This is a genomic window from Roseibium sp. SCP15, assembly GCF_040329435.1.
Lineage (GTDB): Bacteria > Pseudomonadota > Alphaproteobacteria > Rhizobiales > Stappiaceae > Roseibium.
In genome coordinates, this window is sequence record NZ_JBDZYI010000001.1 from 1,178,001 (window position 1) to 1,204,478 (window position 26,478).

The 26,478-nt window shown below is 54.7% G+C and carries 23 protein-coding genes; 17 read left to right on the forward strand and 6 right to left on the reverse strand.

From position 1 onward, the window contains the following. Positions 1 to 31: 31 nt before the first annotated feature. From hspQ to ABLO27_RS05315, 3 genes are all read right to left on the reverse strand, one after another. Positions 32 to 355 (reverse strand): heat shock protein HspQ, encoded by a 324-nt coding sequence (gene hspQ, locus ABLO27_RS05305; RefSeq protein ID WP_353031023.1) that lies wholly within the window; start codon positions 353 to 355, stop codon positions 32 to 34. Positions 356 to 457: 102 nt separating this feature from the next. Continuing rightward, the gene (locus tag ABLO27_RS05310) at positions 458 to 1,498 is read right to left on the reverse strand and encodes an HpcH/HpaI aldolase/citrate lyase family protein (protein WP_353031025.1); all 1,041 of its coding nucleotides are present in this window, start codon (positions 1,496 to 1,498) and stop codon (positions 458 to 460) included. Positions 1,499 to 1,581: 83 nt separating this feature from the next. Next, positions 1,582 to 2,559: a lysophospholipid acyltransferase family protein gene (locus tag ABLO27_RS05315; RefSeq protein WP_353031027.1), complete on the reverse strand. Its 978-nt coding sequence runs from the start codon at positions 2,557 to 2,559 to the stop codon at positions 1,582 to 1,584. A 226-nt stretch (positions 2,560 to 2,785) separates the two neighbouring features. On the opposite strand from ABLO27_RS05315, the gene ABLO27_RS05320 reads away from it, so the two are divergent. Both ABLO27_RS05320 and ABLO27_RS05325 read left to right on the forward strand, forming a co-directional pair. Then, a complete protein-coding gene (locus ABLO27_RS05320; protein ID WP_353031029.1) occupies positions 2,786 to 3,736 on the forward strand; it encodes an AEC family transporter in 951 nt (316 codons plus the stop codon). A gap of 65 nt (positions 3,737 to 3,801) precedes the next feature. Then, positions 3,802 to 4,215 carry a DUF1801 domain-containing protein gene (locus tag ABLO27_RS05325; protein ID WP_353031031.1) on the forward strand — a complete coding sequence of 138 codons (414 nt, stop codon included), beginning with the start codon at positions 3,802 to 3,804 and terminating at the stop codon, positions 4,213 to 4,215. A gap of 17 nt (positions 4,216 to 4,232) precedes the next feature. On the opposite strand, the gene ABLO27_RS05330 is transcribed toward ABLO27_RS05325, so the two are convergent. Then, a complete protein-coding gene (locus ABLO27_RS05330) occupies positions 4,233 to 5,435 on the reverse strand; it encodes a UbiH/UbiF family hydroxylase (protein WP_353031033.1) in 1,203 nt (400 codons plus the stop codon). A gap of 207 nt (positions 5,436 to 5,642) precedes the next feature. On the opposite strand from ABLO27_RS05330, the gene ABLO27_RS05335 reads away from it, so the two are divergent. The 15 genes from ABLO27_RS05335 (at position 5,643) to ABLO27_RS05405 (ending at position 23,522) form a co-directional block, all read left to right on the forward strand. Continuing rightward, on the forward strand, positions 5,643 to 6,578 hold the full coding sequence (locus ABLO27_RS05335) for a DUF2182 domain-containing protein (protein ID WP_353031035.1): 936 nt from the start codon (positions 5,643 to 5,645) through the stop codon (positions 6,576 to 6,578). Positions 6,579 to 6,752: 174 nt separating this feature from the next. Then, a complete protein-coding gene (locus ABLO27_RS05340) occupies positions 6,753 to 7,469 on the forward strand; it encodes a CDP-alcohol phosphatidyltransferase family protein (RefSeq protein WP_353031037.1) in 717 nt (238 codons plus the stop codon). Positions 7,470 to 7,756: 287 nt separating this feature from the next. Beyond that, positions 7,757 to 8,734 carry a quinone oxidoreductase family protein gene (locus ABLO27_RS05345; protein ID WP_353031039.1) on the forward strand — a complete coding sequence of 326 codons (978 nt, stop codon included), beginning with the start codon at positions 7,757 to 7,759 and terminating at the stop codon, positions 8,732 to 8,734. A 14-nt stretch (positions 8,735 to 8,748) separates the two neighbouring features. Next, a complete protein-coding gene (locus tag ABLO27_RS05350) occupies positions 8,749 to 9,699 on the forward strand; it encodes a LysR family transcriptional regulator (protein WP_353031041.1) in 951 nt (316 codons plus the stop codon). Between the two features lie 100 nt (positions 9,700 to 9,799). After that, positions 9,800 to 10,150: a hydroxyisourate hydrolase gene (gene uraH, locus ABLO27_RS05355; protein WP_353031043.1), complete on the forward strand. Its 351-nt coding sequence runs from the start codon at positions 9,800 to 9,802 to the stop codon at positions 10,148 to 10,150. A 3-nt stretch (positions 10,151 to 10,153) separates the two neighbouring features. After that, positions 10,154 to 11,635: a xanthine dehydrogenase small subunit gene (gene xdhA, locus ABLO27_RS05360; RefSeq protein ID WP_353031045.1), complete on the forward strand. Its 1,482-nt coding sequence runs from the start codon at positions 10,154 to 10,156 to the stop codon at positions 11,633 to 11,635. Continuing rightward, the gene (xdhB, locus tag ABLO27_RS05365) at positions 11,619 to 13,958 is read left to right on the forward strand and encodes a xanthine dehydrogenase molybdopterin binding subunit (protein WP_353031047.1); all 2,340 of its coding nucleotides are present in this window, start codon (positions 11,619 to 11,621) and stop codon (positions 13,956 to 13,958) included. Before xdhA ends, xdhB begins: the two co-directional genes overlap by 17 nt. After that, positions 13,955 to 14,965: a xanthine dehydrogenase accessory protein XdhC gene (xdhC, locus tag ABLO27_RS05370; protein ID WP_353031049.1), complete on the forward strand. Its 1,011-nt coding sequence runs from the start codon at positions 13,955 to 13,957 to the stop codon at positions 14,963 to 14,965. The genes xdhB and xdhC overlap by 4 nt, the downstream gene beginning before the upstream one ends. Positions 14,966 to 15,025: 60 nt before the next feature. Continuing rightward, positions 15,026 to 16,573: an ABC transporter ATP-binding protein gene (locus ABLO27_RS05375; protein WP_353031051.1), complete on the forward strand. Its 1,548-nt coding sequence runs from the start codon at positions 15,026 to 15,028 to the stop codon at positions 16,571 to 16,573. Continuing rightward, complete coding sequence (locus tag ABLO27_RS05380) at positions 16,573 to 17,661, forward strand: ABC transporter permease (protein ID WP_353031053.1); 1,089 nt, start codon at positions 16,573 to 16,575, stop codon at positions 17,659 to 17,661. Before ABLO27_RS05375 ends, ABLO27_RS05380 begins: the two co-directional genes overlap by 1 nt. Next, positions 17,654 to 18,568: an ABC transporter permease gene (locus tag ABLO27_RS05385; protein ID WP_353031055.1), complete on the forward strand. Its 915-nt coding sequence runs from the start codon at positions 17,654 to 17,656 to the stop codon at positions 18,566 to 18,568. The genes ABLO27_RS05380 and ABLO27_RS05385 overlap by 8 nt, the downstream gene beginning before the upstream one ends. 102 nt (positions 18,569 to 18,670) lie before the next feature. Continuing rightward, positions 18,671 to 19,735: a BMP family ABC transporter substrate-binding protein gene (locus ABLO27_RS05390; protein ID WP_353031057.1), complete on the forward strand. Its 1,065-nt coding sequence runs from the start codon at positions 18,671 to 18,673 to the stop codon at positions 19,733 to 19,735. A gap of 291 nt (positions 19,736 to 20,026) precedes the next feature. Beyond that, a complete protein-coding gene (locus ABLO27_RS05395) occupies positions 20,027 to 20,515 on the forward strand; it encodes a molybdopterin-dependent oxidoreductase (RefSeq protein ID WP_353031059.1) in 489 nt (162 codons plus the stop codon). A gap of 6 nt (positions 20,516 to 20,521) precedes the next feature. Continuing rightward, positions 20,522 to 22,495, forward strand: a complete 1,974-nt coding sequence (locus ABLO27_RS05400; RefSeq protein WP_353031061.1) for a putative bifunctional diguanylate cyclase/phosphodiesterase — start codon at positions 20,522 to 20,524, stop codon at positions 22,493 to 22,495. 85 nt (positions 22,496 to 22,580) lie between these two features. After that, on the forward strand, positions 22,581 to 23,522 hold the full coding sequence (locus ABLO27_RS05405; protein WP_353031063.1) for a patatin-like phospholipase family protein: 942 nt from the start codon (positions 22,581 to 22,583) through the stop codon (positions 23,520 to 23,522). A gap of 14 nt (positions 23,523 to 23,536) precedes the next feature. Here ABLO27_RS05405 and ABLO27_RS05410 read toward each other — a convergent pair whose 3' ends face one another. Both ABLO27_RS05410 and ABLO27_RS05415 read right to left on the reverse strand, forming a co-directional pair. After that, positions 23,537 to 25,186 carry an alpha/beta hydrolase gene (locus ABLO27_RS05410; protein WP_353031065.1) on the reverse strand — a complete coding sequence of 550 codons (1,650 nt, stop codon included), beginning with the start codon at positions 25,184 to 25,186 and terminating at the stop codon, positions 23,537 to 23,539. A 163-nt stretch (positions 25,187 to 25,349) separates the two neighbouring features. Next, entirely contained in the window at positions 25,350 to 25,880 is a 531-nt protein-coding gene (locus tag ABLO27_RS05415; RefSeq protein ID WP_353031066.1) for an AAA family ATPase, read from the reverse strand. Between the last annotated feature and the right edge of the window lie 598 nt (positions 25,881 to 26,478).

A 26,478-nucleotide genomic window follows, 5' to 3' on the forward strand; every position in this document is an offset into this window, starting at 1 on the left:
ATTTGAAATCTGAAGACCCGTGTCTGTTGCCTTAGTGCATTTCGACACTGCGCGGAACGTAGGAACCGTCGTTCTGTTCCTCGAAAATCTCATCTACCTGCGGATGCCGAACCGGTTCACCAGTCAAGTCCGGCTCCAGGTTTTGCTCGCTGACATAGGCGACATATTCCGTCTCCTCGTTTTCAGCGAGAAGATGATAGAAAGGCTGGTCACGGCGGGGGCGAACATCTTCAGGTATCGCATTCCACCATTCTTCCGTGTTGCTAAACGTCGGGTCGACATCGAAGATCACTCCCCGAAAGGGGTAAATCCGGTGCCGAACGACCTGACCTATTCTAAATTTTGCCGTTCGCATGGTTACTCGTCCGCCTACTGCATGCAATGCCGGGATACCGTGTCGGCAACCTGCTTGCAAGCGTTGTAATATTAAACATTACGCGACGAGGCTTGCGATTTCCTAAAGACCATAAACCTCAGCCAGTTCAGAATCTTTCGTGGCAACCAGTTTTGCCAGGTCCACGATTACCTTGGCCTGCTTCCAGGTCGCGTCGTCCTGCATCTTGCCATCAATCATCACCGCACCCGTTCCATCGGGCATCGCCTCGATAATCTTGCTCGCAAACGCAACTTCACCGGGATCCGGCGAGAAGACCTTTTTGGCAATGTCGATTTGCGTCGGGTGAAGGGACCAAGCACCGAGGCAGCCCATCAGGAATGCATTCCTGAACTGGCTTTCGCAGGCCTGTGGATCGGAAAAATCCCCGAAGGGCCCGTAATACGGCTTCAGACCATATGAAAGACACGCGTCGACCATCTTGCCCACAGTGTAATGCCAGAGGTCCTGCTGATAGGCAGTTCGTTGAGCGCCGTCAGTTGCATCGGAAAGCACGGCATAGTCGGGGTGGCCTCCGCCAACACGCGTGGTTTTCATTCCCCTTGATGCAGCCAGGTCAGCCGGACCAAGACTCATGCCATGCATCCGCGGGCTGGCCGCTGCAATCTGCTCCACGTTCTTGACGCCTTCCGCGGTCTCCAGAATGGCGTGGATCATGATTGGTTTTGACAGGCCCGCCTTGGCTTCAAGTTGTGCCAGAAGTTGATCGAGATAGTGAATGTCCCACGCACCTTCAACCTTGGGCAGCATGATGACGTCGAGCTTTTCACCGACAGCCGGCACTATCTCAAGCAGGTCATCCAAAAACCACGGGCTGTTCAAACAGTTGACCCGTGTCCAGAGACCGGTCGCCCCGAAATCGTTTTCCCGTGCCATCTGGATGAAACCACGTCTGGCATCAGTTTTCGCTTCAGCAGGAATTGCATCTTCGAGATTGCCAAGCACCACATCAACTTTGCGGATCAGATCCGGGACCTTGGCCCGCATTTTTTCTATGTGCGGCGGCACAAAATGGATCATGCGCTCAAGAGAAACAGGTCGGTCGCGAAACGGGGCAGGGGCTCCAATGGCGAGCGGCTTGTAAAATGCGCTTGGGGTTTTCATGAAACAGCTATCCTCCTCCTGACGGTCATATAGCTATAGCGCTTATGTTGCGCTGCAACTATCCCCCGAAAGGAGAAGTCAGGTCAGTGGCTGTCCACTTTGGGAGCATTGACTTTGGCAGCAGCGCGTCTGGCATGTTTTTCTGCCGCATTTTTTCCCGGAGGCGCCCACTTTTTGTGGATCCACATCCATTGCTCAGGATGTTCACGGATCCATGCTTCAAATACCGAATGGATCTCGGCTGTGGCTTTTTCAATGTCGACCTGGCGATCGTCAGTCACCGGAACTGAAATGGCACGACCTTCTATATGAAAGTGAACACCTTTCTTTCTAACAACTCGACCAAGCACTATGGGCACGTTACAAGACCGGGCGAGAGACGCAGGAACAGGATTGGCATAGGCCGGTTGACCGAAAAAGGGCACCTGAATGCCACGGGTCTCGCGAAGATCGCCCATCATGGCAACAACACCACCGCTCTTGAGTCTGCTGAGGATCTTGCGCGCAGTCTGATGCCCCTTCGAAAGAAGGCCACCTTTGTAAAGTTCAAGGCGGAGCGATCTTAAGGCTTTGTCGGCTTTAGGGTTTCGAAGCGCCTGGTAAACACCGGTAATTTCCACGTCTTGCCGAACCGCCGGTTGCACACACAACTCCCAGTTAGCACTGTGAAAGGAGACAAACAAGCACCCTCGCTCTCCGTTCAGGACAGACCGAGTCGTTTCGTCGGCCTCCATCTCGAAACGGAAATCCTGCTTGAGAAGCCGGTCGATATGAAACGTTTCTGCGGCAACCCTGCCAAGATTGTCCCACATGCCTCGAACGATCCGTTCGCGTTCTCTTTCACTCATGTTCGGGAACGCCATCTTCAGGTGCCCCAGCGCCCGTTTGTGACGAGAGTTGAGGGGAGCCAATGTTCTCCAGAAAGCCCCCATCACGTAAGAGGCAACATCCACCGGAATTAACCTGAACAGCCAGATTGCCGCCTTAAGAGCTATTCCTTCCACACGGTTCTGGAAGACCGTGAGTTTTGGATGCTTACGCTGTCTTAGTTTTCGCGACATAGACGGGGTGTACTCTCAGTTTTCAACGCCTTCCCACTGGAAAAGCATTCTCCGACCGGGTCTTGGTGAAAGTGCCCTTGCGATGAGGCTTCAGAACTGCTTGGAATGCTGATCAACATGCTGACCTCAGTGTCACGCGTCCTTATCCAAGCAAGGCGCAAGATGCAAGCGCCTTGAACAAATCGCGTTGTTCACGCTTGTCGTCACTAAAGAATTTGGAACTCGAATGCAGGACGTCATTACTCTGGCACTACCTTTTTTCGGCCTGATCCTTCTTGGGTTTGGCGCCGGAAAACTAAAAAATCTGCCAGAGGCAGGCCTGAGTTGGATGAACTTCTTTGTAATCTACCTGGCATTGCCTGCTTTGTTTTTCCGACTTCTTTCCGAAACTCCCTTTGAACAACTTGCAAATGTCTCGTTTGTGGCTGCCACAACATTTACAACCTACATTGTATTTGCAATTTCGTTCTGCATCGGTGTGGTGGCAACAAAAGGCAGTATCGGCGAATCCACGATACTGGGCATCGCCGGAGCATACTCGAATGTCGGATACATGGGACCGGGGTTGACGCTTGCTGTTCTCGGAGAACAGGCAACCGTACCAACGGCTCTCATCCTGGCCTTCGACAATGCACTGATGTTCATTCTTGCTCCGTTGCTAATGGCGCTGGCGGGAACTGAGAACGACACGATTGCCGGAACCTTGAAACAGATCGGCATTCGTATCTTCACACATCCGTTCATCCTGGCGACCATTGCCGGAGTTCTCGCCGCTGCGCTTGAGTTTCGCCCGCCTCAGGCAATCGATACTCTGCTGCTCTATCTCAGCAATGCTGCTGCACCGTGTGCTCTGTTCGCCATGGGAGTGAGCATTGCATTGCGACCCATTGGGCGCTTCTCCGCCGAACTCCCGCTGGTTCTCATGGTGAAGCTCGTGTTGCACCCGTTGCTTATCTTCTCGCTTTTGACTTGGCTCGGCGGCTTCGACCCAAGCTGGGTTGCAACGGCGGTTCTCATGTCCTGTCTGCCTCCGGCGACAAACGTTTTTGTCATAGCTCAGCAATACGGAACCTATGTTCAACGGGCATCGAGTTTCGTGCTCGTCGGAACAGCGGTTTCCATTGTCACGGTGACGGCATTCATCTGGGCGCTTACCACCGGGGCGCTGCCCACCTGATATACTGAACTTTAGATGCGCTCACTGCGAAGAGAAGAGAACGACCACGTGAAGGGAAAAGTAACATGAACAGCAAGCCGGCGGTTCTTTCCCTGTTGGGCAGCTATCCTGAACCTCTGAGAAGTGCGCTGACAGCTCTACGTGAAATCATTCTCCGAACGGCAGCGGAAAACGCCGAAATTGGTGAGATTGAAGAGGAGCTGAAATGGGGGCAGCCAAGTTATCTGACAGCTCGACCCAAAACCGGAACGACCATCCGGATCGATAGAGACAAATCGGAATTGGGAGACTACGCGCTGTTTGTGAACTGCCAGTCGTCGCTGGTATCAGACTGGAGGGCTCTGTTCCCCAATCTGACTTTCGGTGGCGACAGAAGTGTCCACTTCAAGCTGGAGGATCCGTTGCCGGAAGACGCCGTTCGGCACATGGTGACTATGGCTCTGACCTATCACAGCAGGAAACGAAAATCCGGTTCGTAACGGGTCTCCCGCAGACCTTATTTGTGAAGCTGAAATCCGCTCCCAGGCGCCATGCCTTCGCGCATCAGCAATCTGCGGAATGGACCAACTTTTCCCGCTAGATACATGCCTGTGCTACGCGCCATCTGAACCGGCAGGAACCCCGTCAGCAAGGACCGGTTCAAGGCGTCAACGGCGTTTGTTCGGGTGCGAATATCCTTGAAACGCTTGGTTTCATAAGGTTCCAAAGTTGACAGGCTTCCGACATCGGCATGTCTTGCCTTTGTCTTCGTCACAACGTTTGCGAGATCGGATATGTCCCTGAGGGACAGGTTAAGACCTTGTGCCCCGATAGGCGGAAACACATGTGCTGTTTCGCCGATAAGGGCCAGGCGCGGCGCCACAAGGTTCCTGGCTGTCATACCGGAAAGCGGAAAACTCTGGACCTTTGAAGCAATCTTGAAGGGTCCCAGTATGGAATGCGCGCGGCGTTCAAGTTCGCTTTCAAGTTCCTTGGTCGCCATTGCCAGAAGACGCTGAGCTCCTTCTTTGGTTTCAACGCAGACAAGAGAAGATTGCCTTCCCGGCAAAGGGACCAGCGTGAAGGGACCAGTTGGCGTATGAAATTCCGTCGAAATGTTCTGGTGCGGTAACCGGTGTTCCAGATTCAACACCACCGCAACTTGCGGATATGTCCAGGTCTTGACGTCAATCTCCGCTGAAGCGCGGATGAGAGAATTTCGACCATCGGCGGCAACTACGAGCCGCGACTGGACTGTCTGTCCGTCTCCAGTTTCCAGCAGTGCATGTTCAGCTTCGAAACTCGCAGCAGTCACGCTTTGCTCGATAACTTCCAGATTTGACTGCGACTTGCACTTTTCATCAAGGACGACATTAAGTTCGGAGTTCAAGATATTGAATCCAAACTCCTCCAGCTCCAGTTCCGCGCTATCAAAAACAACCTCAGGGGCGCGGATCAACCGCCCCGTGTCGTCTATCATTCGCATTTTGCGCAGAGGCGCTGCGTTTTCCTTGATGTCCTTCCAAACACCAAGGCTCTCTAGCTGTGAGAGTGACTGCTGCCACAAGGCCGTGGTTCTGCCATCAACTCGCGCCGCAGCAGGGGCTAGAAGCACCGTTGACAAACCGTTTTGGGCAAAGGAAAGCGCCGCAATACGGCCAGAAGGTCCCCCACCGACAACGGCTACGTCAAATAGTTCGGTCTTTTTGGATTTAGGCATGTGACTGACCTGGATGGAATTCTCTTTGTAAAGAAATTGTTCAATCGGTCTCGGAATTCAACGGGACGAAACCACGCAGCTGTTTCCTGCTTTCCTTTCGTATATATTTGATCTCAAATGAAAACATGCGGGAAATCAAACCTTCCAACGACAATTTAACCTAAGATGCCGCTGGAAATCGCCCAGTCAGTATTAATTGTTTTGGACATGACAACGGTAACACGCACAAATACCTCTGAACGGTCCTCATTATCCGATCCGAAACGCACGAGCGGCTGGCCGCTCGTTCTGACCACAATTGCATTCCTGAGCATTGCCGGTTGGGCATATCTGGCAGCCATGGTGGCTGACATGATACCCGCGATGGACATGTCGGAAGCCGGTCCGGGAATGGGAATATTCAATCAGTTCAATATTTTCAAAGGGCTATCTGCCGAAGCAAGAGTCGCATTGGCTGCTTTGTGTCTTCCGGCTGGGTCAACTTTTGGCATGCCTGGTCCCGAGATGACTATTCAGGATCTCCAGAAGATCTTCCTGATGTGGGCAATGATGTCGCTGGCGATGATGCTGCCAAGCGCCTCACCAATGCTGCGCGCTTACACAATGCATATCAGCACGCCGGAACGCACACGCTTTGAAACGGCAATGCAGGCGGTCATGGTTGTTATCGGATATCTGCTCGTCTGGTTTGGCTACGCTCTCGTTGCAACGGCGTTTCAATGGCTGCTTTCAAGGATAGGCGGTTTGAACGACATGATGGCGCCGGTCAGTCTTGCCCTCACAACCTCCGTTCTTTTTGCCGCAGGTCTCTACCAGTTCACCCCCGCCAAACGCGCCTGTTTGAAACGCTGCTGGTATCCTCGCTGGTCTTTTTCCAACGAAATGGGCTCAAATCGCATAACGGTCGGGTTGCGCGAAGGCATCGTACAGGGATGGTCCTGCCTCGGCTGCTGTTGGGCTGTTATGACTGTCATGTTTGCTGTCGGATTGATGAACATCGTCTGGATTGCGCTACTGGGCGGTGTGATGGCTCTTGAAAAAACGTTTCCGAGCAGAATCTTCCCAGTGATCATTGGCGTGTTCCTGATTTCCTGGGCGACATTTCTGACAACAGTCATCCTGTTCAAAGGCGCTGCTTTGTGAGAAACTTACAGAATCGCGACAAGGACTGTTTTTTCGGTTCACACTGTCATACGATTGCAATAATAGTCAGCGCCATCGCCTAAGAGGTCTTTGGCGAGGGATGGGTCAATTTTCACCCATGCGATAACGCGGCATTACTATCGCGCCCCGATCTATCAGTTGTGAGGAAATCCCGTGACGGACATAACGCCAGGCAAAGAGGCGCCGGAACCCGCTCTATTCCTGATCCATGTGTTGACTGCGTTCGGAGCACCGATCGCATTGGTCGCGCTTTTGGCAGGTGCGCAGGGAAACTGGGCTGAAATGTTCGCCTGGTTGGGCTTGGCTTTCTTCGTCGACGGTATTGATGGGCCACTAGCACGTCGTTTCAATGTTGCCGAACGTCTGCCTCGATGGTCCGGGGCGTCGCTTGACTTCGTCATCGACTACGCAACTTACGTGTTCCTGCCGGCGTTTGCGCTTTCCTGGAGCCTGATGCTGTCTCAACCGTGGAATTGGATCTGCGGCGGTCTCGTTGTCTTCACTGGCGCGCTCTACTTTGCTGATAACGGCATGAAGACGCCTGACGGCTCGTTCAAGGGGTTCCCCGCCGGATGGAACATGGTTGTCTTCGGTCTGATGGTCCTGTCACCGTCTGAGCTCTTCACGATCATTACGGTGCTCTTGTGCTGCGCTCTGACCTTCGCACCAATCAGGTTCGTTCACCCGGTAAGGGTTCGCCGCTGGCGTACAATCACGCTGCCCATTACGCTTTTGTGGATGGGAATGGCCGCATATGCCATTCTGGACGGGATGTCACTGACCGGTCTGTCTGCGATCGTGTTTACCGGAGCGAGCCTCTACCTGTTCTCGGTGTCCGCCGTGCAGCAGCTTCTGGACCGGGTTGACTGACCCGGTCTGCTGTTTTTCCTGATACCTTCTCCATAGCTGACTTTCGCGCAATTGGTCAGTGACATCTGACACGCCACAAGTATCTGTTGTCGCTAAATTCAAGCGCCGATGTGTGCCGCCCTTTGTGACGGCCGAAAACAACTTCTTGAACTGAAATTAAAGTCCTCTGTCCAGATTTCTGTTTGACCGCGGCCTTTTCGGCTGGCGTTGAAATCATTACTGTTCTTGCAAGACCCAGTCGCCGCAAGGCAGATTCGACAGACAATCATGCACTCCCGGAGGAAACAATGGTTCAGGCAATTCGTGTATTCGAGACCGGTGGCCCGGAGGTGATGCGCTGGGAACATGTCGATGTCGGTGAACCCGCACCCGGAGAGGCAAGGATCCGTCACACGGCTATCGGCCTGAATTTCATCGACACCTATTTCAGATCCGGACTTTATCCGGCGCCGGATGGCCTCCCGTTTTCGCCCGGTAATGAAGGAGCGGGCATCGTCCAAACAGTCGGCGAAGGGGTGACGCATGTCGGTCCTGGAGACCGCGTTGCATATGTGGGACCACTCGGTGCATATGCGCAGGAAAGAATTGTTCCGGCAGACAAGCTGGTTGTGATCCCTGAAGGAGTTGATGACAAGACGGCCGCGGCCATGATGCTGAAGGGCATGACGGCACAATACCTTCTGCGACAGACCTACAAGGTGGGGCCGGAGACAACGCTGCTCTTTCACGCTGCCGCCGGCGGCGTTGGCCTGATTGCCGGGCAGTGGGCGGCACATTTGGGGGCAACGGTAATCGGCACAGCAGGATCAGAAGAAAAGATCGAACTCGCAAAGGCTCACGGTTATCAGCACGTAATCAATTACAGGACCGAGAACTTTGCCGAAAGGGTCAAGGAGATAACCGACGGCAAAGGCTGCGATGTTGTCTATGATTCCGTGGGGCAGGATACCTATCCCGGTTCGCTGGATTGCTTGAAACCGCTCGGCATGTGGGTGAGCTTTGGTCAATCGTCCGGACCGATAGTTGATTTCAATCTGGGTCTACTGGCTCAAAAAGGATCGCTGTTTGCCACGCGTCCGACGCTTTTTTCCTATGTCGCCACCAGGGACGCGCTGGAAAAGACTGCCGGAGAACTGTTCGATGTTGTTCGCAACGGGGTGGTCAAGATTGAAATCAATCAGGAGTATCGGTTGGCCGATGCGGTGCAGGCCCATCAGGACCTGGAAGGTAGAAAGACCACCGGCGCAACCATTCTGATCCCGTAGGGCAACGCGAGGAGATGCTATCAAGCCGGGTACAGGAACTGTCGCGAAACCTTTACAGCCCAGCCATGAGGTACTTCCTGGCTGCGGCGGAGGCTGGATCCATTCGCGCGGCATCGCGCGAACTCAATGTCGCTTCGTCAGCCGTCAATCGGCAAATCCTTTGGCTGGAAGAAGCATTGGGGCTTCAACTCTTCGACCGTGTGGGCAGGCGCATTCGGCTGTCACAAGCAGGAGAACTTCTGCTGGCCCATATTCGCCGAACCTATTCGGACTTCGAAGGCACGGTTGCCGAGTTGGACGCTCTTAAAGGCTTGCGTCGAGGAACTGTATCAATCGCATCGGTGGAGAGCGTTGCCGAAAAACTCCTACCTGCTGTCATAAGCAGTTTCCGTCGCAGCTATCCCGGCATTCACGTGAATGTTTCTATTTCATCATCCCAGGAAGCCGCCAGAAAAGTCGAAGCCGCAGAAGCTGATGTCGGCTTTACCTTCGACCCGCCGGAGACCTCCGCCCTGACGATCGCCTTTCATCATGATCTGGTGATCGGTGCCTTGATGACACCTGACCACCCTCTGGCCAGGGAAAGGAAACTCAGCCTCCAGGACTGCCTGAAATACCCGGTCGCGCTTCCCGCGGAAGGTTTGTCCCTGCGTACAAGGATTGATCTGGTCCGTGGGCATATTCCAGGCGCTTCCAGAACCTATGTCGAAGCAAATTCGTTGCGCCTTATGCGGGCCTTGGCGAGGGAGGAGAAGGTCATCGGATTTCAAACTTTGATCGGTTGCGAAGAGGATCTGGCGTCCGGTGCTCTGGTCTTCAAGCCTCTGTCGGATGCGCCGCTTCAGGCAGACAGATTATGTGTGGTAACCTCTTCCTTGCGCGCTCTTGCACTTGCTCCTGGAATGTTTTTCGACCATGCAGTGCTCGCCCTGAAGGATCATCTTCCTTCACTTGATGCCAAATAGGCATCATTGAGTTCTCAAATGAGCGCTTTGGATCCGGACTTTTTTAAGGCACATTTTTTGTAACGGTTTGCGGCACTTTGCCGCGCGAGGGAGAAAACAGATGGGGCGTTTGACAACGCACGTACTCGACACCGCTCTTGGCAAGCCTGCAAAAGGCTTGAAAATCGAACTATGGTCTCAGGGCAAAACCCTCGAGCACATTTCCTCGCATGAAACCAATGACGATGGACGGGTCGACGCACCGATCCTCGCAGGTCAGTCTTTCCGGACAGGAACCTACGAATTGAGGTTCCACGCCGGCGACTATCTGAGAGGCACGGGCCAAGAGCTTTTGGAGCCCCTGTTCCTGGACATTATTCCGATCCGTTTCGGTATTGCTGAGCAAGACGGTCACTATCATGTGCCTCTGCTTCTTTCGCCCTTTGGGTATTCTACCTATCGGGGGAGCTGAGCCATGCGTGACACAATTCGATTTCTGAAAAATGGTGAAATGGTTGAGCTGGAGAACGTCGGCCCGACCGAAACAGTTCTCGATTACCTCCGGCTACGTCGTCGCGACACCGGCACCAAGGAAGGCTGCGGCGAGGGCGACTGCGGTGCTTGCACAGTTGCGGTCGGGCGGCTGATAGACGGTAAACTTATCTATCAACCCATCAACAGCTGCATCCAACTGCTGGGCATGCTCGACGGTGCCGAACTCGTAACCGTTGAAGACCTGACAAATGACGAGAAACTTCACCCGGTGCAAAATGCTCTGGTGGAATTTCACGGCTCTCAATGCGGCTTCTGTACGCCGGGTTTCGTGATGACCTTATTCACGCTTTATCATGCGGATTCAAAAGAAGAATCGCGCAAGACGGTGATCGAGTGGCTTGCTGGAAACCTTTGCCGCTGCACCGGTTACAGACCAATCGTGGAAGCCGCCTTGGACGCCTGTTTCGAAACCGTTGACGACGTCTTTTCGTGGCGCGCGAACCAGACAAGAGAAAAGCTGCAGGAACTTGCCGACAGCCGGGACATATTCATCGGCGACAGCAGCAAGTTCTTCTCCGCACCTGTGACACTTGATGGACTGGCGGCCTTTTACGGGCAGCACCCTGATGCGACACTGGTCGCAGGAGCAACCGACGTCGGACTATGGATTACGAAGCAATTGCGGGATCTCCCCAAGATGATCTGGCTCGGCCGCATTCAGGGGCTTGATCGGGTTGAAGAAAGTCCCAGCGGTGTTTTGATTGGTGCAACGGCAACGTTCGAAGCAACGGAAGCTGCCATGACAAGGTTGTCTCCAGACCTTGGGGAGTTGTGGAAGCGGATTGGATCGAAGCAGGTGCGCGCCTCGGGCACCGTTGGAGGCAACATCGCCAATGGCTCTCCGATCGGAGATTCACCGCCGGCACTCATCGCGCTCGGTGCGACGCTCGAATTGCAGTCGGCCGAAGACTCGCGAGCGCTTCCACTGGAAGAATTCTTCATCGATTACGGCAAGCAGGACCGGGGAGCAGACGAGTTTGTAACCGGACTGTTCGTGCCCCGTCTCGCCGCCAATCAGGCATTTCGCTGCTACAAGATTTCGAAGCGATTTGATCAGGATATTTCCTCGGTTATGGGAGCGTTCCGGTTCACTATCGTGGACAACATCATAACCGACGCCCGCGTTGTTTTCGGAGGAATGGCGGGCACGCCCAAAAGGGCAGGCGGATCGGAGGCAGCCTTGAAAGGCGCCTCGTTGGATGACCCGTCAACGTGGGGAGCCGGAATGCAGTCGCTCCTGACGGATTACACACCGATGACCGACATGCGCGCAAGCGCGGAGTACCGCATGGAAACGGCACGTGCTCTTCTTGCCAAGGCACTTATGGAAATCAGCGGCACACCTGCGAAAGACCTGAGAGTACTTGCAAAGCGGGAGGCAGATCATGACCGCGCCGCTTGATCAAAAAAACATGGAAATGTCGCTGAAGCATGTCCGCAAGCCTTTGGCCCATGACAGTGCCGAAAAACACGTCCGCGGAACGGCCACATATATCGACGATATCGTCGAACCGTTGGACACCTTGCATGTTGTGCCCGGCTGGACCAGGCAGGCCGTTCGTGGCCGTATCCAGTCTGTAGATCTCGAAGAGGTTGAGAAGGCATCGGGAGTCGTTGCAGTTCTGACAGCTGAAGACATCAAGGGTATCAACGACTGTTCTTCGGCTTTTGGTGGTGATCCGGTTCTTGCGGAAGAAGAAATCCTGTTTTTCGGACAAGTCGTATTTGCGGTTGTCGCTGAAACACGGGAAGAGGCCCGTAAGGCTACGCTCAAGGCGAAAATTGACGTTAAACCGATCACGCCCATCCTGACACCGGAAGACGCGGTTGATGCTGATACCACCGTTCTGCCCGACTATCAGTTTCGCAGAGGCTCTCCCGAAACCGGTATGCAGGCTTCAGAGGAAGTGTTGTCCGGGTCGATGTTCATAGGCGGGCAGGAGCATTTTTACCTCGAAGGGCAGGTCGCTATGGCGTTGCCCCAGGAAGATGGAGGCATGCTGGTTCACACATCGACCCAGCACCCAACAGAGGTTCAACATACGGTAGCCAAGGTGCTTGGTGTTCCAGACGCGACCATAACAGCTGAAATCCGACGTATGGGCGGTGGCTTCGGTGGCAAGGAATCACAAGCAAACCAATGGGCAAGTCTCGCGGCACTTGCAGCACAGAAAACCGGCAGAACCTGCAAGCTGCGTCTGGATCGCGATGACGACATGATCATGACCGGCAAGCGGCATGATTTTAAAGTGGATTGGAAAGTTGGTTACGACACGTCCGGCAAAATCAGAGCCGTTGACATGGAGTTTCTTGCGCGATGCGGCTATTCGGCTGATCTCTCCCTTGGCGTCAATGACAGGACGCTTTTTCACTCCGATTCCAGCTATTTTTATCCGGACGCCCTGATCCGGTCGCGCAGATTGCGCACAGACACTTGCTCGAACACCGCCTTCAGGGGCTTCGGCGGTCCACAGGGTATGCTCGCTGCCGAACGTTTGATCGATGCCATCGCGATCACGCTCGGCAAGGACCCGCTCGATGTTCGCAAGCTGAATTTCTATGACGGAGAACGAAACCTGACGCCGTATGGGATGCCAGTTGAAGAGTATGAGGTCATGCACGATCTCATTTCACAAATCGAAGAAAGCTCCGACTACTGGCAAAGACGGGACGAGATTAAAGAGTTCAACGAAAACAACGCTGTTCTGAAGAAAGGACTTGCGCTGACGCCAGTCAAGTTCGGGATCTCGTTTACGCTGAAACATCTCAATCAGGCCGGCGCGCTGGTGCATCTTTACACCGACGGTTCAGTACACCTGAACCACGGTGGCACGGAGATGGGGCAGGGCCTCTATCAGAAGGTTGCACAGGTTGTTGCCGAGGAATTCGGCGTGTCCCTGGACAAGGTCGTGATCACCGCAACCAACACATCCAAAGTTCCGAACACCGGCCCAACAGCAGCTTCGTCCGGAACAGACTTGAACGCCATGGCGGCCAAAAATGCTGCACAAGTCATCAAGGGCAGGTTGATCGAATTTCTCTGTGAGCAACATCAATGTGGTCCTGAAGCCGTACACTTTGGCGACAACAAGGTGATCGTTGGCGATCAGAGCTTTGCCTTGTCCGAGATTGCAAAACTGGCCCATATGGCTCGCATCCAGATGTCACATGCAGGCTTCTATGCGACGCCCGGCATTACCTGGGATCGTGAAAGCGTGACCGGGCGGCCATTCTATTATTTTGCCTTCGGTGGTGCCTGCGCTGAAGTCACCATTGATACGATGACAGGTGAGATGACGGTCGACCGCGTGGATATTCTCCATGACGTCGGCCATTCACTGAATCCCGCAATCGATGTGGGCCAGATCGAAGGTGGCTTTGTGCAAGGAATGGGCTGGCTGACGACCGAGGAACTGGTCTGGGATGAACAGGGCCGGCTGCGGACGCACGCTCCATCAACGTACAAGATACCGACCGCGTCCGATCTGCCGGAAGATTTCCGCGTCAAACTCTACGAAAGCTCAGGTAACCCGAAGGAAACCGTCTATCGCTCGAAGGCTGTCGGAGAACCTCCCGTCATGCTGGCCAACGCGGTTTTCTGCGCAATCGTGGATGCGGTTGCTTCGCTCAATCCCGGTGAAGTACCGGACCTTCACGCACCTGCAACGCCCGAGTCCATCATGCGTGCCGTTCAGGATTTGCGCAGGAGAAAGGCTGGGTCATGAAGGTCTGGGGGCACATAGTTGACTGCCTGAAGAGCAGCGGCGCTTGTGCCCTCGTATCGGTGGCACGCGCTGAAGGATCCACTCCCAGAGAAATCGGTGCCCGTATGGTCGTCGATGGAAAGGCTTGTTTCCACGGTACGATCGGAGGCGGGACACTGGAACTTGAGGCCATACGACTGGCCGCAAGAGCTGCAGAGGCAGCTGAACCGTCATTTTTCCTTCGCTCGGTCTCTCTTGGGCCGGATCTTGGTCAATGCTGCGGCGGACGTGTGGAGTTGGCCATCGAGGTTCTGACCCTGGAAAAGTTGGACGAAGCCTGCCGGCTCCGTGAATTGGAAACGTCAGACACTTCGTTCGCAACAGTGACGGAGATGCAAGGCAGCAAGATCGGCCAACGCCAGGATTTTCAAAACCTGCCGTCTCAACGTTTTTCCATTCGAAAGGATGACGAAACCGGTGCCTCACTTGTGATCGAACAATTTGGTGCAGACCATCGGCCTCTCTATTTGTTCGGAGCCGGTCATGTTGGCAAAGCCCTCATTCTCGCGCTCGCTCCGCTGCCTTTTGCGGTGACTTGGGTAGACGGCAGAGCAAGCCAGTTCCCTGGAGCGGTACCGGGCAACGTTACAAAAATCTGTGTCGAGGATCCGACGTCCGTTCTGGCTTCCGCGCCTGAAGATGCGTTTGTTCTCGCTATGACCCACTCGCATGCCCTGGACGAAGAAATAATGGCACGAGCCTTGCTTGCTCAACGGTTCGCCTATTGCGGGGTCATCGGTTCCAAAACCAAAAGAAACAGGTTCCAGAAACGGCTGAAATCAAGGGGACTTAGCGACAGTCTGATATCAAAGATGACCTGTCCGATAGGGGTCTCGCAGATACGATCGAAGCAACCGGCTGCAATCGCAGCCGGAATTGCGGTCGATCTATTGCAGAGAGACGAGACCAATCATCAACAGACCGCTGCAGGCGAGGGGCTTGCACAAATTGTACCACATGGTCAATAAAGCGGCATACGCTCGGGGGACGGCGTGGCAGAAACAATCCATTCAGAGGTGGAAAGCAATATGGTTCAGCAAGATAGATCCGGAAAGGACACACTGCTGGACGCAAGAGGCCTGACCAAACGGTTCGGCGATATTCTTGCCAATGACAAGGTAGACCTGATCATAAACAAGGGCGAAATCCATGCGCTTTTAGGTGAGAACGGTGCCGGCAAATCCACCTTGGTCAAAATGTTCTATGGCTCGCTCGAACCGGATGGTGGAGAGATCATCTGGGACGGCGCGAAGGTTGACATAGGAAACCCTGCTGCTGCCCGCGAGCTCGGCATTGGCATGGTTTTTCAGCATTTCTCGCTGTTCGAAGCCTTGAATGTTGTTGAGAACATTGCACTTGCACTGCCAAATCCCGGAAAGATGGCGGACTTGGCGAGCCGGATTGAAACAGTGTCGCGTGATTATGGCCTGCCGCTCAATCCGACTGACATTGTCGCAGACCTTCCGGTCGGTATTCGCCAGCGTATCGAGATTGTCCGTTGTCTCCTTCAGGAGCCGCAACTGATCATCATGGACGAACCGACCTCCGTCCTGACCCCGCAGGAAGCCGATCAACTGTTTCTGACACTGCAGCGGCTCGCGGAAGAAGGCTGTGCGGTGCTGTATATCAGTCACCGTCTGGAAGAGGTGAAGCGGATCTGCCATCACGCAACGATCTTGCGACATGGCCAGGTGGTTCGCGAATGTGACCCGACGAAGGAGACACCCGCTTCGTTGGCAAGCATGATGGTGGGCGCAGATGTTGCATCTGTGAGTGCAAGTGAACAGAAGCCGCAAATCGGCGAGGTTCGGCTGGGACTACAGGACCTGTCCGCCCCTGCGTCAACGCCCTTTGCAACAGCGCTCAACAAGATCTCCCTCGACCTTCGTGCGGGCGAAGTGGTCGCCATCGCAGGCGTTGCCGGCAATGGACAGGGCGAACTGTTCGACGCGATTTCCGGCGAAATGCCGGTTGCTACTCAAATGGTTCAGATCGACGGAACGCCATGTGGTTCCAGAAACATTACCTGGCGCCGCAAGAAGAATGCGGCATTCGTTCCGGAGGAACGGCTCGGGCATGGTGCGGTGCCGGGAATGAAACTGTCTCAGAACATTGTCCTGACGCGCCATAGTACCGGTGACAAGCTCCTCACGGGCGGGTTTGTTTCAAATGCCCAGGCCGGAGCCATGGAGCAACGCATCAAGCAAACCTATGACGTGCGCATGTCGCATGACGATCCTGAAGCCCGGTCTCTTTCGGGCGGCAATCTTCAGAAGTTTGTTGTCGGCCGCGAGCTCGACAGGAAACCTGGCGTCCTGGTCGTCAATCAGCCGACCTGGGGCGTTGATGCAGGAGCTGCTGCCCTTATCCGCCAGGCCCTGATCGACCTTGCCCGCTCCGGATCTGCGGTTCTGGTCATCAGTCAGGATCTGGACGAGATATTTGAGATTGCAGACAGGATCGCGGTGATCTCCAGGGGGTATCTGTCAGCTGCGGAACCTGCAGATGACATGACCCGCGAACGGGTAGGCCTCCTGATGGCAGGCGGTGCGGAAACGCAAGAGGAGGTGGCCTGATGCGCATTGAACTGGTCAAAAGAAAAGAACACAGCCAGACCATGGCGCTGCTGTCACCACTGATCGCAGTTGGACTGACCGCGCTTGCTGCTGGAATTATTTTCTCAATAACAGGCCATAACCCTCTGATTGGACTTTATAAGTTCTTCATTGAACCGCTCACGCAGCAATGGTCTCTTGAAGCGACAATCGACAAGGCCACTCCATTGATCCTGATCGGCTGCGGGCTGGCCGTTTGTTATCTCTCCAACAACTGGAACATCGGCGCAGAAGGTCAGTTTGTGATCGGTGCACTGTTCGGGTCAATGCTGCCAGTACTGTTTCCGGAGTTTGAAAACGGGGCGACGTTGCCGCTTATGCTGATCTTCGGTGCGGTTGGCGGTGCTCTATGGGCATTGATCCCGGCACTTTTGAAGACACGGTTCAACACCAACGAAATTCTGACCAGCCTCATGCTGGTGTACGTTGCCAGCTTGATACTCGACTATCTGGTGCGCGGACCATGGAGAGACCCGGGTGGGTACAACTTTCCGGAGTCTAGAATTTTCTCCGACGCTGCGACCTTGCCGGAAATATTCGACGGCGCCATGAGCCTGTCCGCGCCAATCACTGTGGTCATCGCGATCATTCTGGCGGTCGTGCTCGCCAAGACCCTCAAGGGGTTCGAGATCCGTGTCATGGGAGAAAGCCCGCGTGCAGGAAGCTTCGCTGGCTTCTCGGCAAAACGCCTGACGCTGTTTTCCTTCGCCCTGGCGGGAGCGCTTGCCGGTCTTGCGGGAACCATGGAAGTCTCCGGTGCACTCAACCAATTGCTGCCGTCGATTTCACCTGGCTACGGCTTTACTGCCATCATCGTTGCGTTCCTGGGACGCCTGAACCCGATCGGCATCATCATCGCCGGTTTCGTTCTGGCTCTTTCCTATATCGGCGGTGAAGGCGTGCAGTCTTCAATGGGAGTTTCCAACGAAATAGCCAGCGTTATCCAGGGGATGCTTCTCTTTTTCGTCCTGGCTTGTGACACATTGATCTTGTACCGCATTCGCATGGTCTCCCGCCGTGCTCCAGCCGGGGAGGCGTCTCATGTTTGAAGCTGTTTTGCTTACGGTCATTACCGCGGCAACACCTCTGCTAATCGCCGCAATCGGTGAACTGGTGGTCGAGCGGTCCGGCGTCCTGAACCTCGGTGTCGAGGGAATGATGATCATGGGAGCGGTGATCGGATTTGCTATTGCCAATCAAACCGGTTCCGGCACGCTTGGCGTGATTGCGGCAATCATCGCAGGCATGGCAATGTCGGCGCTGTTCGGTTTCCTTGTTCTGGTGCTGGTCACCAACCAGGTTGCCACAGGTCTGGCGCTGACCATTCTTGGGATCGGGCTCTCCGGCATGATCGGCGAGGCATATATCGGCGTACCGGGCCTCGACCTTCCCGAACTCTACATCCCGGGACTGTCCGACATTCCATTTATCGGTCCTGTCTTCTTCCAGCAGGACGCCATCGTCTACATGAGTTTCATTCTTGTCGCGGTGGTCGCTTATGGTCTGTTCCGCACGAAGCTTGGTCTTGTTCTGCGCGCTGTTGGAGACAATCACGGTTCAGCTCACGCGCTCGGCTACTCGGTAATCCGCATTCGCTTTGCTGCCATATTGTTCGGTGGGGCGTGCGCCGGCTTGGCAGGCGCATACATGTCGCTGGCCTATACGCCGCAATGGGTTGAAAACATGACCGCCGGTCGTGGCTGGATCGCACTTGCGCTGGTGGTGTTTTCGTCCTGGTTGCCGCTTCGCGTGGTGGTTGGCGCGTATCTATTTGGTGCCGTCAGCGTTCTGAACCTCCACGCTCAGGCGGTTGAACTGGACATACCGTCCCAGCTGCTGTCCAGTCTGCCCTACCTTGCGACTATTTTGGTGCTTGTGCTCATCTCCGCAAACCGCAGACTGACGCTCGTCAATACGCCCGCCTGTCTGGGCAAACCTTTCGTACCCGACCGGTAACGCCTGCGCCAACCGGTCTTGCCCGCCCCCGAAAGCGATCACGGAACGGGCCTATCAATAATGATCGCAACAGAGAGATCGAACCAGAGGGGAATGGAACACATGAAATCTCTTTTGAAAGCCACGGTTGCTGCCGCTGCTTTTGTTGCTGCCGGATCCGCGGCAAACGCTGCTGATGTCAAGGCATGCTTTATCTATGTTGGTCCGGTTGGCGACTTCGGCTGGTCCTACCAGCATGACCAGGGACGCCTGGCCGTTGAAGAAAAGTTCGGCGACAAGGTTGAAACCGCCTACCTTGAAAGCGTGCCGGAAGGACCGGATGCCGAGCGCGCTATCGAGCGTTTCGCCCGAGAAGGCTGCAACGTCATCTTCACCACGTCCTTCGGCTACATGAACCCGACCATCAAGGTGGCCAAGAAGTTCCCGGACGTGAAATTCGAGCACGCAACCGGCTACAAGACTGCCGACAACGTCTCGACCTACAACTCCAAATTCCATGAAGGTCGTTACATCATCGGCCAGATTGCGGCAAAGCAATCCAAGTCTGGCGTTGCCGGTTACATCGCCTCCTTCCCGATCCCGGAAGTTGTTGCGGGTATCAACGCATTCCTGCTGGGCGCGCAATCCGTCAACCCGGATTTCAAACTGAAGGTCGTGTGGGTCAACAGCTGGTTCGACCCGGGCAAGGAAGCTGATGCCGCAAAAGCTCTGATCGACCAGGGCGCCGACATCATCACCCAGCACACCGATTCCACGGCGCCTCTGCAGGTTGCCCAAGAGCGCGGCGTGCATGGTTTTGGTCAGGCCTCCGACATGATCAACTTCGCCAAGGACGCTCAGTACACCGCCATCATCGATGAATGGGCGCCTTACTACATCGAACGCGTCCAGGCTGTCATGGATGGCAACTGGCATGCGGAAAGCACCTGGGACGGCCTCGCGGAAGGTCACGTCGTCATGGCGCCGTACACAAACCTGCCGGACGATGTTGTTGAAATGGCGAAAGCCACCGAAGCAAAGATCAAGGACGGGTGGGAGCCCTTTACCGGCCCGATCACCAAGCAGGACGGATCTGTAGGTGCAGAAGATGGCGTCCGTCTGGATGACGGAGCGATCCTCGGCATGAACTGGTACGTCCAGGGTGTCGACGACAAGCTGCCGCAATAACAAGACCAGGCTGGTTCGGAGATCTTCTCCGGACCAGTGCGCTCCCCAGACGGTTTACCGAAATTACCTCTCACCTGAACCAGCGTGACCTTGAGGCTCCGCTAACTGATTGCCCAACGTGCAGTTCCCACGACCGCTGGGGTGTTCTTCACCTTGGCAAGCGGAAGTAGAAACGTCTGATTTTGGCACAAAAACTTTTTGATAAACTACGGTTCTCCAAGTGAACCAAAATCGAATCCTTGGCCCCTACCGGAATTAGAACTAAAGCCTTCATATCAGGAGGGCAGGGCCATGATCCGCAAAATTGCCAAGTTACTCTTCGTCATACCTTTTGTTTTCTTCTGCACGACCGTCCTTGCGCAAGATGTTGAAAAAAAGGTTCTGACTGTTTCAGGCGGAACAGCCGCCGGCAAGTCTGCCCAGCTGTCTATTCACGATCTGGAAAAACTGCCTCAGGTCGAATACGAAACCGCCACTCCGTGGCATGACGGCAAGGTCTCGTTCAAAGGCGTTCTGCTCAGCGACCTGATGGATCATTTGGGGGCAAAGGGCGATACTGCCGAGGTTGTCGCGCTGAACGACTATCGGGCGGTGCTGCCGGTTTCCGATTTCGACGAACATGCTCCCATTCTGGCCTATCAGCTTAACGGCAAGTACATGAGGATCCGGGACAAGGGGCCTTTGTTTGTCATCTATCCATTTGACGACAAGCCGGAACTCAAGACCGAAGTTCACTATTCCCGGTCCGTCTGGCAGGTCCGCAGCATCGTTGTCGAATAGACCGTCATGAAGACACGCATCAACCCGTGGCACCTCAGCATACTGTGCGGCTTCCTGATCACGATTTTCCTGTTCTGGACCTATTTCTACGTCTCCTACAACCTGAAACAGGAACAGGTGATATCCCTGGAGTACGACACCGTCTGGTCCGCAACGAACGGGCGTATCGAGTTTTACAAATACTCTGCGAGCGTCTCGCGCTACCTGAACACCGGTGACCCGGCGGACCTTGAAGACGCACAGATGCGTTATGAAATTCTGCTGGGCAGAATGGAGACCTGGAGCTCGGGAAATTTCAGCAGCTTTTTGAACTCCAGCTCGAGCCTGGCGTCCGATTACAATCTGCTTTCAGAAAAGTTGGAGGCGCTTTCACCGCTGATGCAGCGACTTGAACACGGTGATGCGGAACAGTTTCAATCTGCCCTGGAACAGATTGCGCCGATCATCGAACTGATTTCGAGCAAGTCCTATCAGTCGAGCATTAAGCGCTTTTCCGGTGAGAGAGAAGAGTTTCGGCAGCGGCTGCTGACCGAAAGACGGGTTGTTATCGGTTTGCTAGTCCTGGCAACGCTTCTGATGGCTTTCGTCATGCGTCAGAACTCCACGCTGACCCAGGCGAATGCCAAGATCGCAGGCGACGCCGACAAACTGGCCTACATGGCCAAGCATGACGGGCTGACGAAGCTGCCGAACCGAACACTTCTGGATGAACACCTGACGAGGGCCAAGACCTACCTCAGAACCGGAGAAACGGTATACGCGATCGCCCTGGACCTTGACGGCTTCAAGGCTGTGAACGACACGCTTGGGCACGGCGGTGGTGATGCCTTGCTTGCGGCCGTTGCCAGACGACTGAATGGCTTTGTAGGCAAATTGCCCGGTGACGGTTTGGCAGCCCGGATCGGTGGAGACGAATTCCTCGTTTTCTTGTGGTGCCGGTCCGACCAGATAGACATCGAAGCGTCGGTTCAATCGTTGGCTGCGACCTTCAACACTCCTCTTGAAACGGCCATCGGCAGCCTGCTTGTCGGAACATCCATTGGCTACGCGGCAGCCTCTGAAAAGGACGACGTCGACTATGTCATACTGAACGCCGATCTGGCTCTCACGGAGGCGAAGGCTGCCGGAAGAGGATCGGCCATGCGTTTCGCACCGTCCATGCGCGCGCAGCTCGAACGCAGGCTTCAGATTGAACGAGAGCTGCCGAATGCCCTCAGGAAACGACTGATCACGCCGCATTATCAGCTTCAGTTCAACCTGTTCACCGGAGAGCCCGTCGGCATGGAGTCGCTCGCCCGATGGCACCATGACGACATCGGCTTCGTCTCACCTGCCGAATTCATCCCCATTGCAGAAGCCACCGGTGACATTGTCGCGCTTGGCAGAACGATGCTGAGGGCCGCTTGCGAAGATGTTCAGAAGCTGCCGGAGAAGATCAAGGTCGCCGTCAACCTTTCGATGATCCAGCTCCTCAATGACGACCTTGTCAGCCTCGTTGCCACAACACTTCAAGAAACGGGATTGAAACCATCCAGACTGAAGCTTGAAGTCACTGAAAGCGTTGTAATGCACAATGTCGATGCTGTCGCGAAACTGTTGCGTCAGTTGCAGCAAATGGGTGTGACGATTGCTCTCGATGATTTTGGCACCGGGTACTCCGCGCTCAGCTATCTCAACAATTTCAGATGGGATGAACTGAAGATCGACCGCTCATTCGTGACGGCCTGCGAAACCTCACAAAAGGCCCTGAACACGATCAATGTCATCAAGTCACTGGCCGACAAGATGAATGCCGATCTTCTGATCGAGGGTCTCGAGACCCAGGCACAGGTTGAAATCTTCCAAAGTCTCGGGTGCATGTATGGGCAGGGCTTTTTCTACAACAAACCTGCGCCCATCGAGCAGGTCCTGACGCACTTTGATGAACGTGGCTATCATCATGCTCCCGAAGCCGCGGTGAATGCCGGCGCTCACATTTAGGCTTGCGTTACTTGAGGTTGATGAACACATAATCGGTACCCAGTCACACTTGGGTCCTGTTCATGATTTCCGGCGGTAATGCAAAATGATCAAGCGGCGCGAATTCCTCATCGGTGCGGCATCAGCAAGCGCCGCAGCCTTTCCAGTTCTGCCAAATGCAACTGCCCAGGCGTCTGCCTCTGACACTGCGCCAAAAACAGGCGCCAAAGACGGGTTTGCAATCGCACTTGGTGGCGGAGCAGCCAAAGCCTTTGCTCACATTCCGATCCTGGAAGCAATGGATGAAATGGGCGTTCAACCGGCTGAAATTGCCGGAACGTCGATGGGGTCTATCCTCGGCGGGTTATATGCCAGCGGCATGTCCGGCAAGGAGATTCGCGAATATTCTGTCGAGCTTTTGACCCAGAAAACGGAGCTGTTTCAAAAACTTTTCCTGTCTGATGGCAAGACATGGTCGTCACTTCTCAATCTCGTTCGCCCAGCAATCATCGAGCCCGTGGTTCTGTTTGAAACCGTCTTTCCACCATCGCTCGCCAAGACGTTCGCGGACCTGCGCATCCCGATGAAGATCATCGCGACCGATTTTTACAATCAGTCGCAGGTCACATTGACCGATGGGCCGCTCCTGCCGGTGATCGCAGCGTCTTCGGCACTGCCGATGCTGCTGACACCAGTGGAAATTGACGGAACCGTGCTGATCGACGGTGGTTTCGTCAATCCGACGCCGTTCGATGTTTTCGAAGGCAGCAACTACACCACGGTAGGTGTCGATGTAACCGGCACCGATTACACGGATCAACAGGGGCTGCCGGGCGGGTTGGAGACCTGGATCGGGTCCTTCTCAATTACCCTTCATTCGCTTGTCTCGGCCAAGCTTGCGGTTTCGCAGCCCGATCTCTTGATCGAACCGCCCATTGGCAGCTTCAACACGATGGACTTCTTCAAGATCGAGGACATCCTGGCAGCGGCCGAACCGGCACGCGAAGAGTTCAAACGCGGTCTGTCTCTTTTGCTGGAGGCCCAATAGTCCGATTCTCCCGATCAGAGCGGAGGTCCGCGCCGCTCGAAGATCTCCTTGAGGTCATCGGCTCTTGCCTTTGACCATCCTTCGGGCGCGACAACGGCCGCCCAGCCATCGATGTAATCCGGCGCGATGTAGTAGTGACCAAAGCGGGGAACATCGAGCGCAAACATTGAATCCAGCGCAAGCTGCAACATGGTGACAACCGGAAACCAGGAGAGTTTGTCTGATACATCCGGCGCACGCGGCTCGTTCAGCCACGCCGGTGGCCGAATGCCGCTGTCAAAGGTAAAATTGACGATCGGGTCGCTGCCGTAATTCAGGAAGACGGCCCGGATCGGTCCCCAGGGCCTGAAGTCTCCTTCCAATCCTCCATACTGGTCCATCACCCTGATCAGAGATCCGTTGCCGTAATCGGGCCGCCAGGCCGGGCTTCCCGGATTGCGGTTGTCCCGAACCTCGGACCAGTACCTGGAAAAGAAGGGCGAACCGGCCCAAAGCGCTCCCTGAATGGGGTCGCCCAGCATATCCAGAAGCGGCAACGTGGATTGGGAGTTGAAAGCTCCCTGGCTTAGGCCGAAAACGTAAAGTTTCGGCCGCTCGTCCCTGGGCAAAGTTGTCCAGTAGTCGTAGACCGCATCAAACAGTTCCCGCGCCTGCTCCACGCCATAGGCCGGATTGGAGGCGAGGGAGAGAATGCTGGTCAGATAGGAATACTGCACGGCAACCGTCGCGACATCGCCGCCAAGCATGAAGTCGAGCGTGTCATGCGCCCCCGGGTCCATCCAACCGGTACCGGGCGGAACGACAACGACCAGCGCAGAACGTTCAAATCCACCAACGCGGATTAGTTCTCCTAGTGCCAGTTCGGCCCGTTCCCTGGCGGTTTCAGCAGACCTGCGGCCGACATAGACCCGGACCGGGTCCATGACGTCGCCGTCATAAAACTCTGAGATTTCGTCTTTGCCTGGAGCCGTGGCAACAAACTCGCGTCCTCTGCGGCCCATTTGCTCCCAGATGACGAGCGACTCAGGACTGCCCGTTTTCATAGGGTCCTTCGGTTGCGCGATATCCGGCTCGATCAGCAGATCGGCAGCCAGAAAGGATGCATCGGCCGTACGAAAGGCCGTGCGGATCAAAGCACCATCAACCAGCGCCCAGAACAACCAGCCGACCAGGGCGACGGAAAGAACCACACCGACGCGGCGCGGAACCACCCGGTCCAGCTGCCTGGCAACAATGCGCCTGGCAATGCCGACGATCCTCAGAACCAGCCACAGCACAAACGCAATGACAGCACCGACCAGGAAAATGAAGATCGGCGCATCGGTTTCAAGCGGAGGCAGGTCGACGGCAGCACGCGTTGCGTTTTGCCAGCTTGCCGACTTTGAAAGCGAATAGACCAGAATCCCGAGACTGACGAGGAGAGCCACCGCCATCCACAGCTTCAAAATCCGCCCTTTTAACTCGGGCAGCTCCATATACCGCCACAGCGCCCGCACGAGCAGCGTCATTTCATACCCTGCCACCGCCGCTACCCCGGAAAGGGCCGCCTGGATCAACGGGTCACGCGGCATCAGTGACGGTGTTAGCGCGGCGCCGAAAAAACTGACCGCAGTTATCAGCGCCGTCGGCGACAGACCATTTCTGAAAACACTCAAAATCCTCATGATTTCATCATGCTAAAGCAAGACTGGATTTCAAGCCGGATAACACGCGGAGATAGAAAAACTGAGAAGGGATATCGTCCTTGCAACAATCCTTGCCAAGGGCGGTACTAATGACGAATGTCGGTGAGAAGCGTTTTTTGTCTGGACTATCGGCTCTGCACCTTCAAAGCCTATCCAGCACGAATTCAACGCGATCTTCGATAGAAACCTTGGGCAAAAATTGGATGTTATAGTTCAGCGTGGTGAGCGCCGATTCAAGGCGGTCATACTCATCCATTGCAGTTTCAAGGTCGTGTCGACGGTCTTCGTCATTTTGGTAGATTTCAGGCCAAGGGGGCGCCAAGAACACCGTCTTGTTGTAAGGACGAGTTGATCCAATGGTTTCTTCAAGTGAAATATCGCAGGCGAATTGCAGAGCAACAGCAGCGTCAATCAGGCCTCGGTCAAAAAATATCGTGCCTCGCAAGTGTTCTGCCGATAACAGATCAGATCGCGACATGTTAACCGCACGCCGTGCAAATGCGGTCGGATCAACCCAAGGCAACGCGTCGCCGGTACCAGCCCTTTCCTCGTTAACAATACGTCGCCCAGGTTCTTCGACAACCTTGTAACCTTTGCCCTTCAGCCCTGAGAGCAGCGAGGATTTGCCACCGCCGGAACAGCCGGTGATCAGGACGAAACGATTTCTACTCACAATGATTTCCGCCTTTTATGAAGTTCCACCTCCAGTCAATAAATGAAGGTTCAACTTCGCATGTTACGCTAGACTCATTCGACCACCGTCGTTTGCGCAGATTTAGCGTTCAACGGCTCTGCCAACCAAATCGTTAAAGCCAGGGCCCGACAACGAACTTGCTTCCTTTGCCCCCCAAGTACACGTGTGGCAGATCCCATCTCATCGACTAGCTATTGGTCGAAACCCTTCCGGTCTCTCAAAATTGTTAGTTTGATTGATTCACCCAAAAATAGATTTTGCACTTGGAAAACACGTTGGCGTTATACGAACTGCTTGCCTCCGGCATTGACCAAGTGTCTGATAAAGTGGATTGACTGCGGTGTTTTTGCAATGAGCCTTGTGTAGGCTGTTTGCGCATCCCGCAAAGTCGAGTGATAGGCAATGACAAAAAAGAAGAACAGAACGATAATATTATGTTCGTCAATATTACTATCCATTTCTCTGGCGATTTTCTTCACATCAATCGAAATAGAATCGAAATTTCTATTTAATTTCTCCACCATTACGGGGTTTATTTCGTCTGCAATATTGCTGTTTTTGGGAATATTCCCAGCAG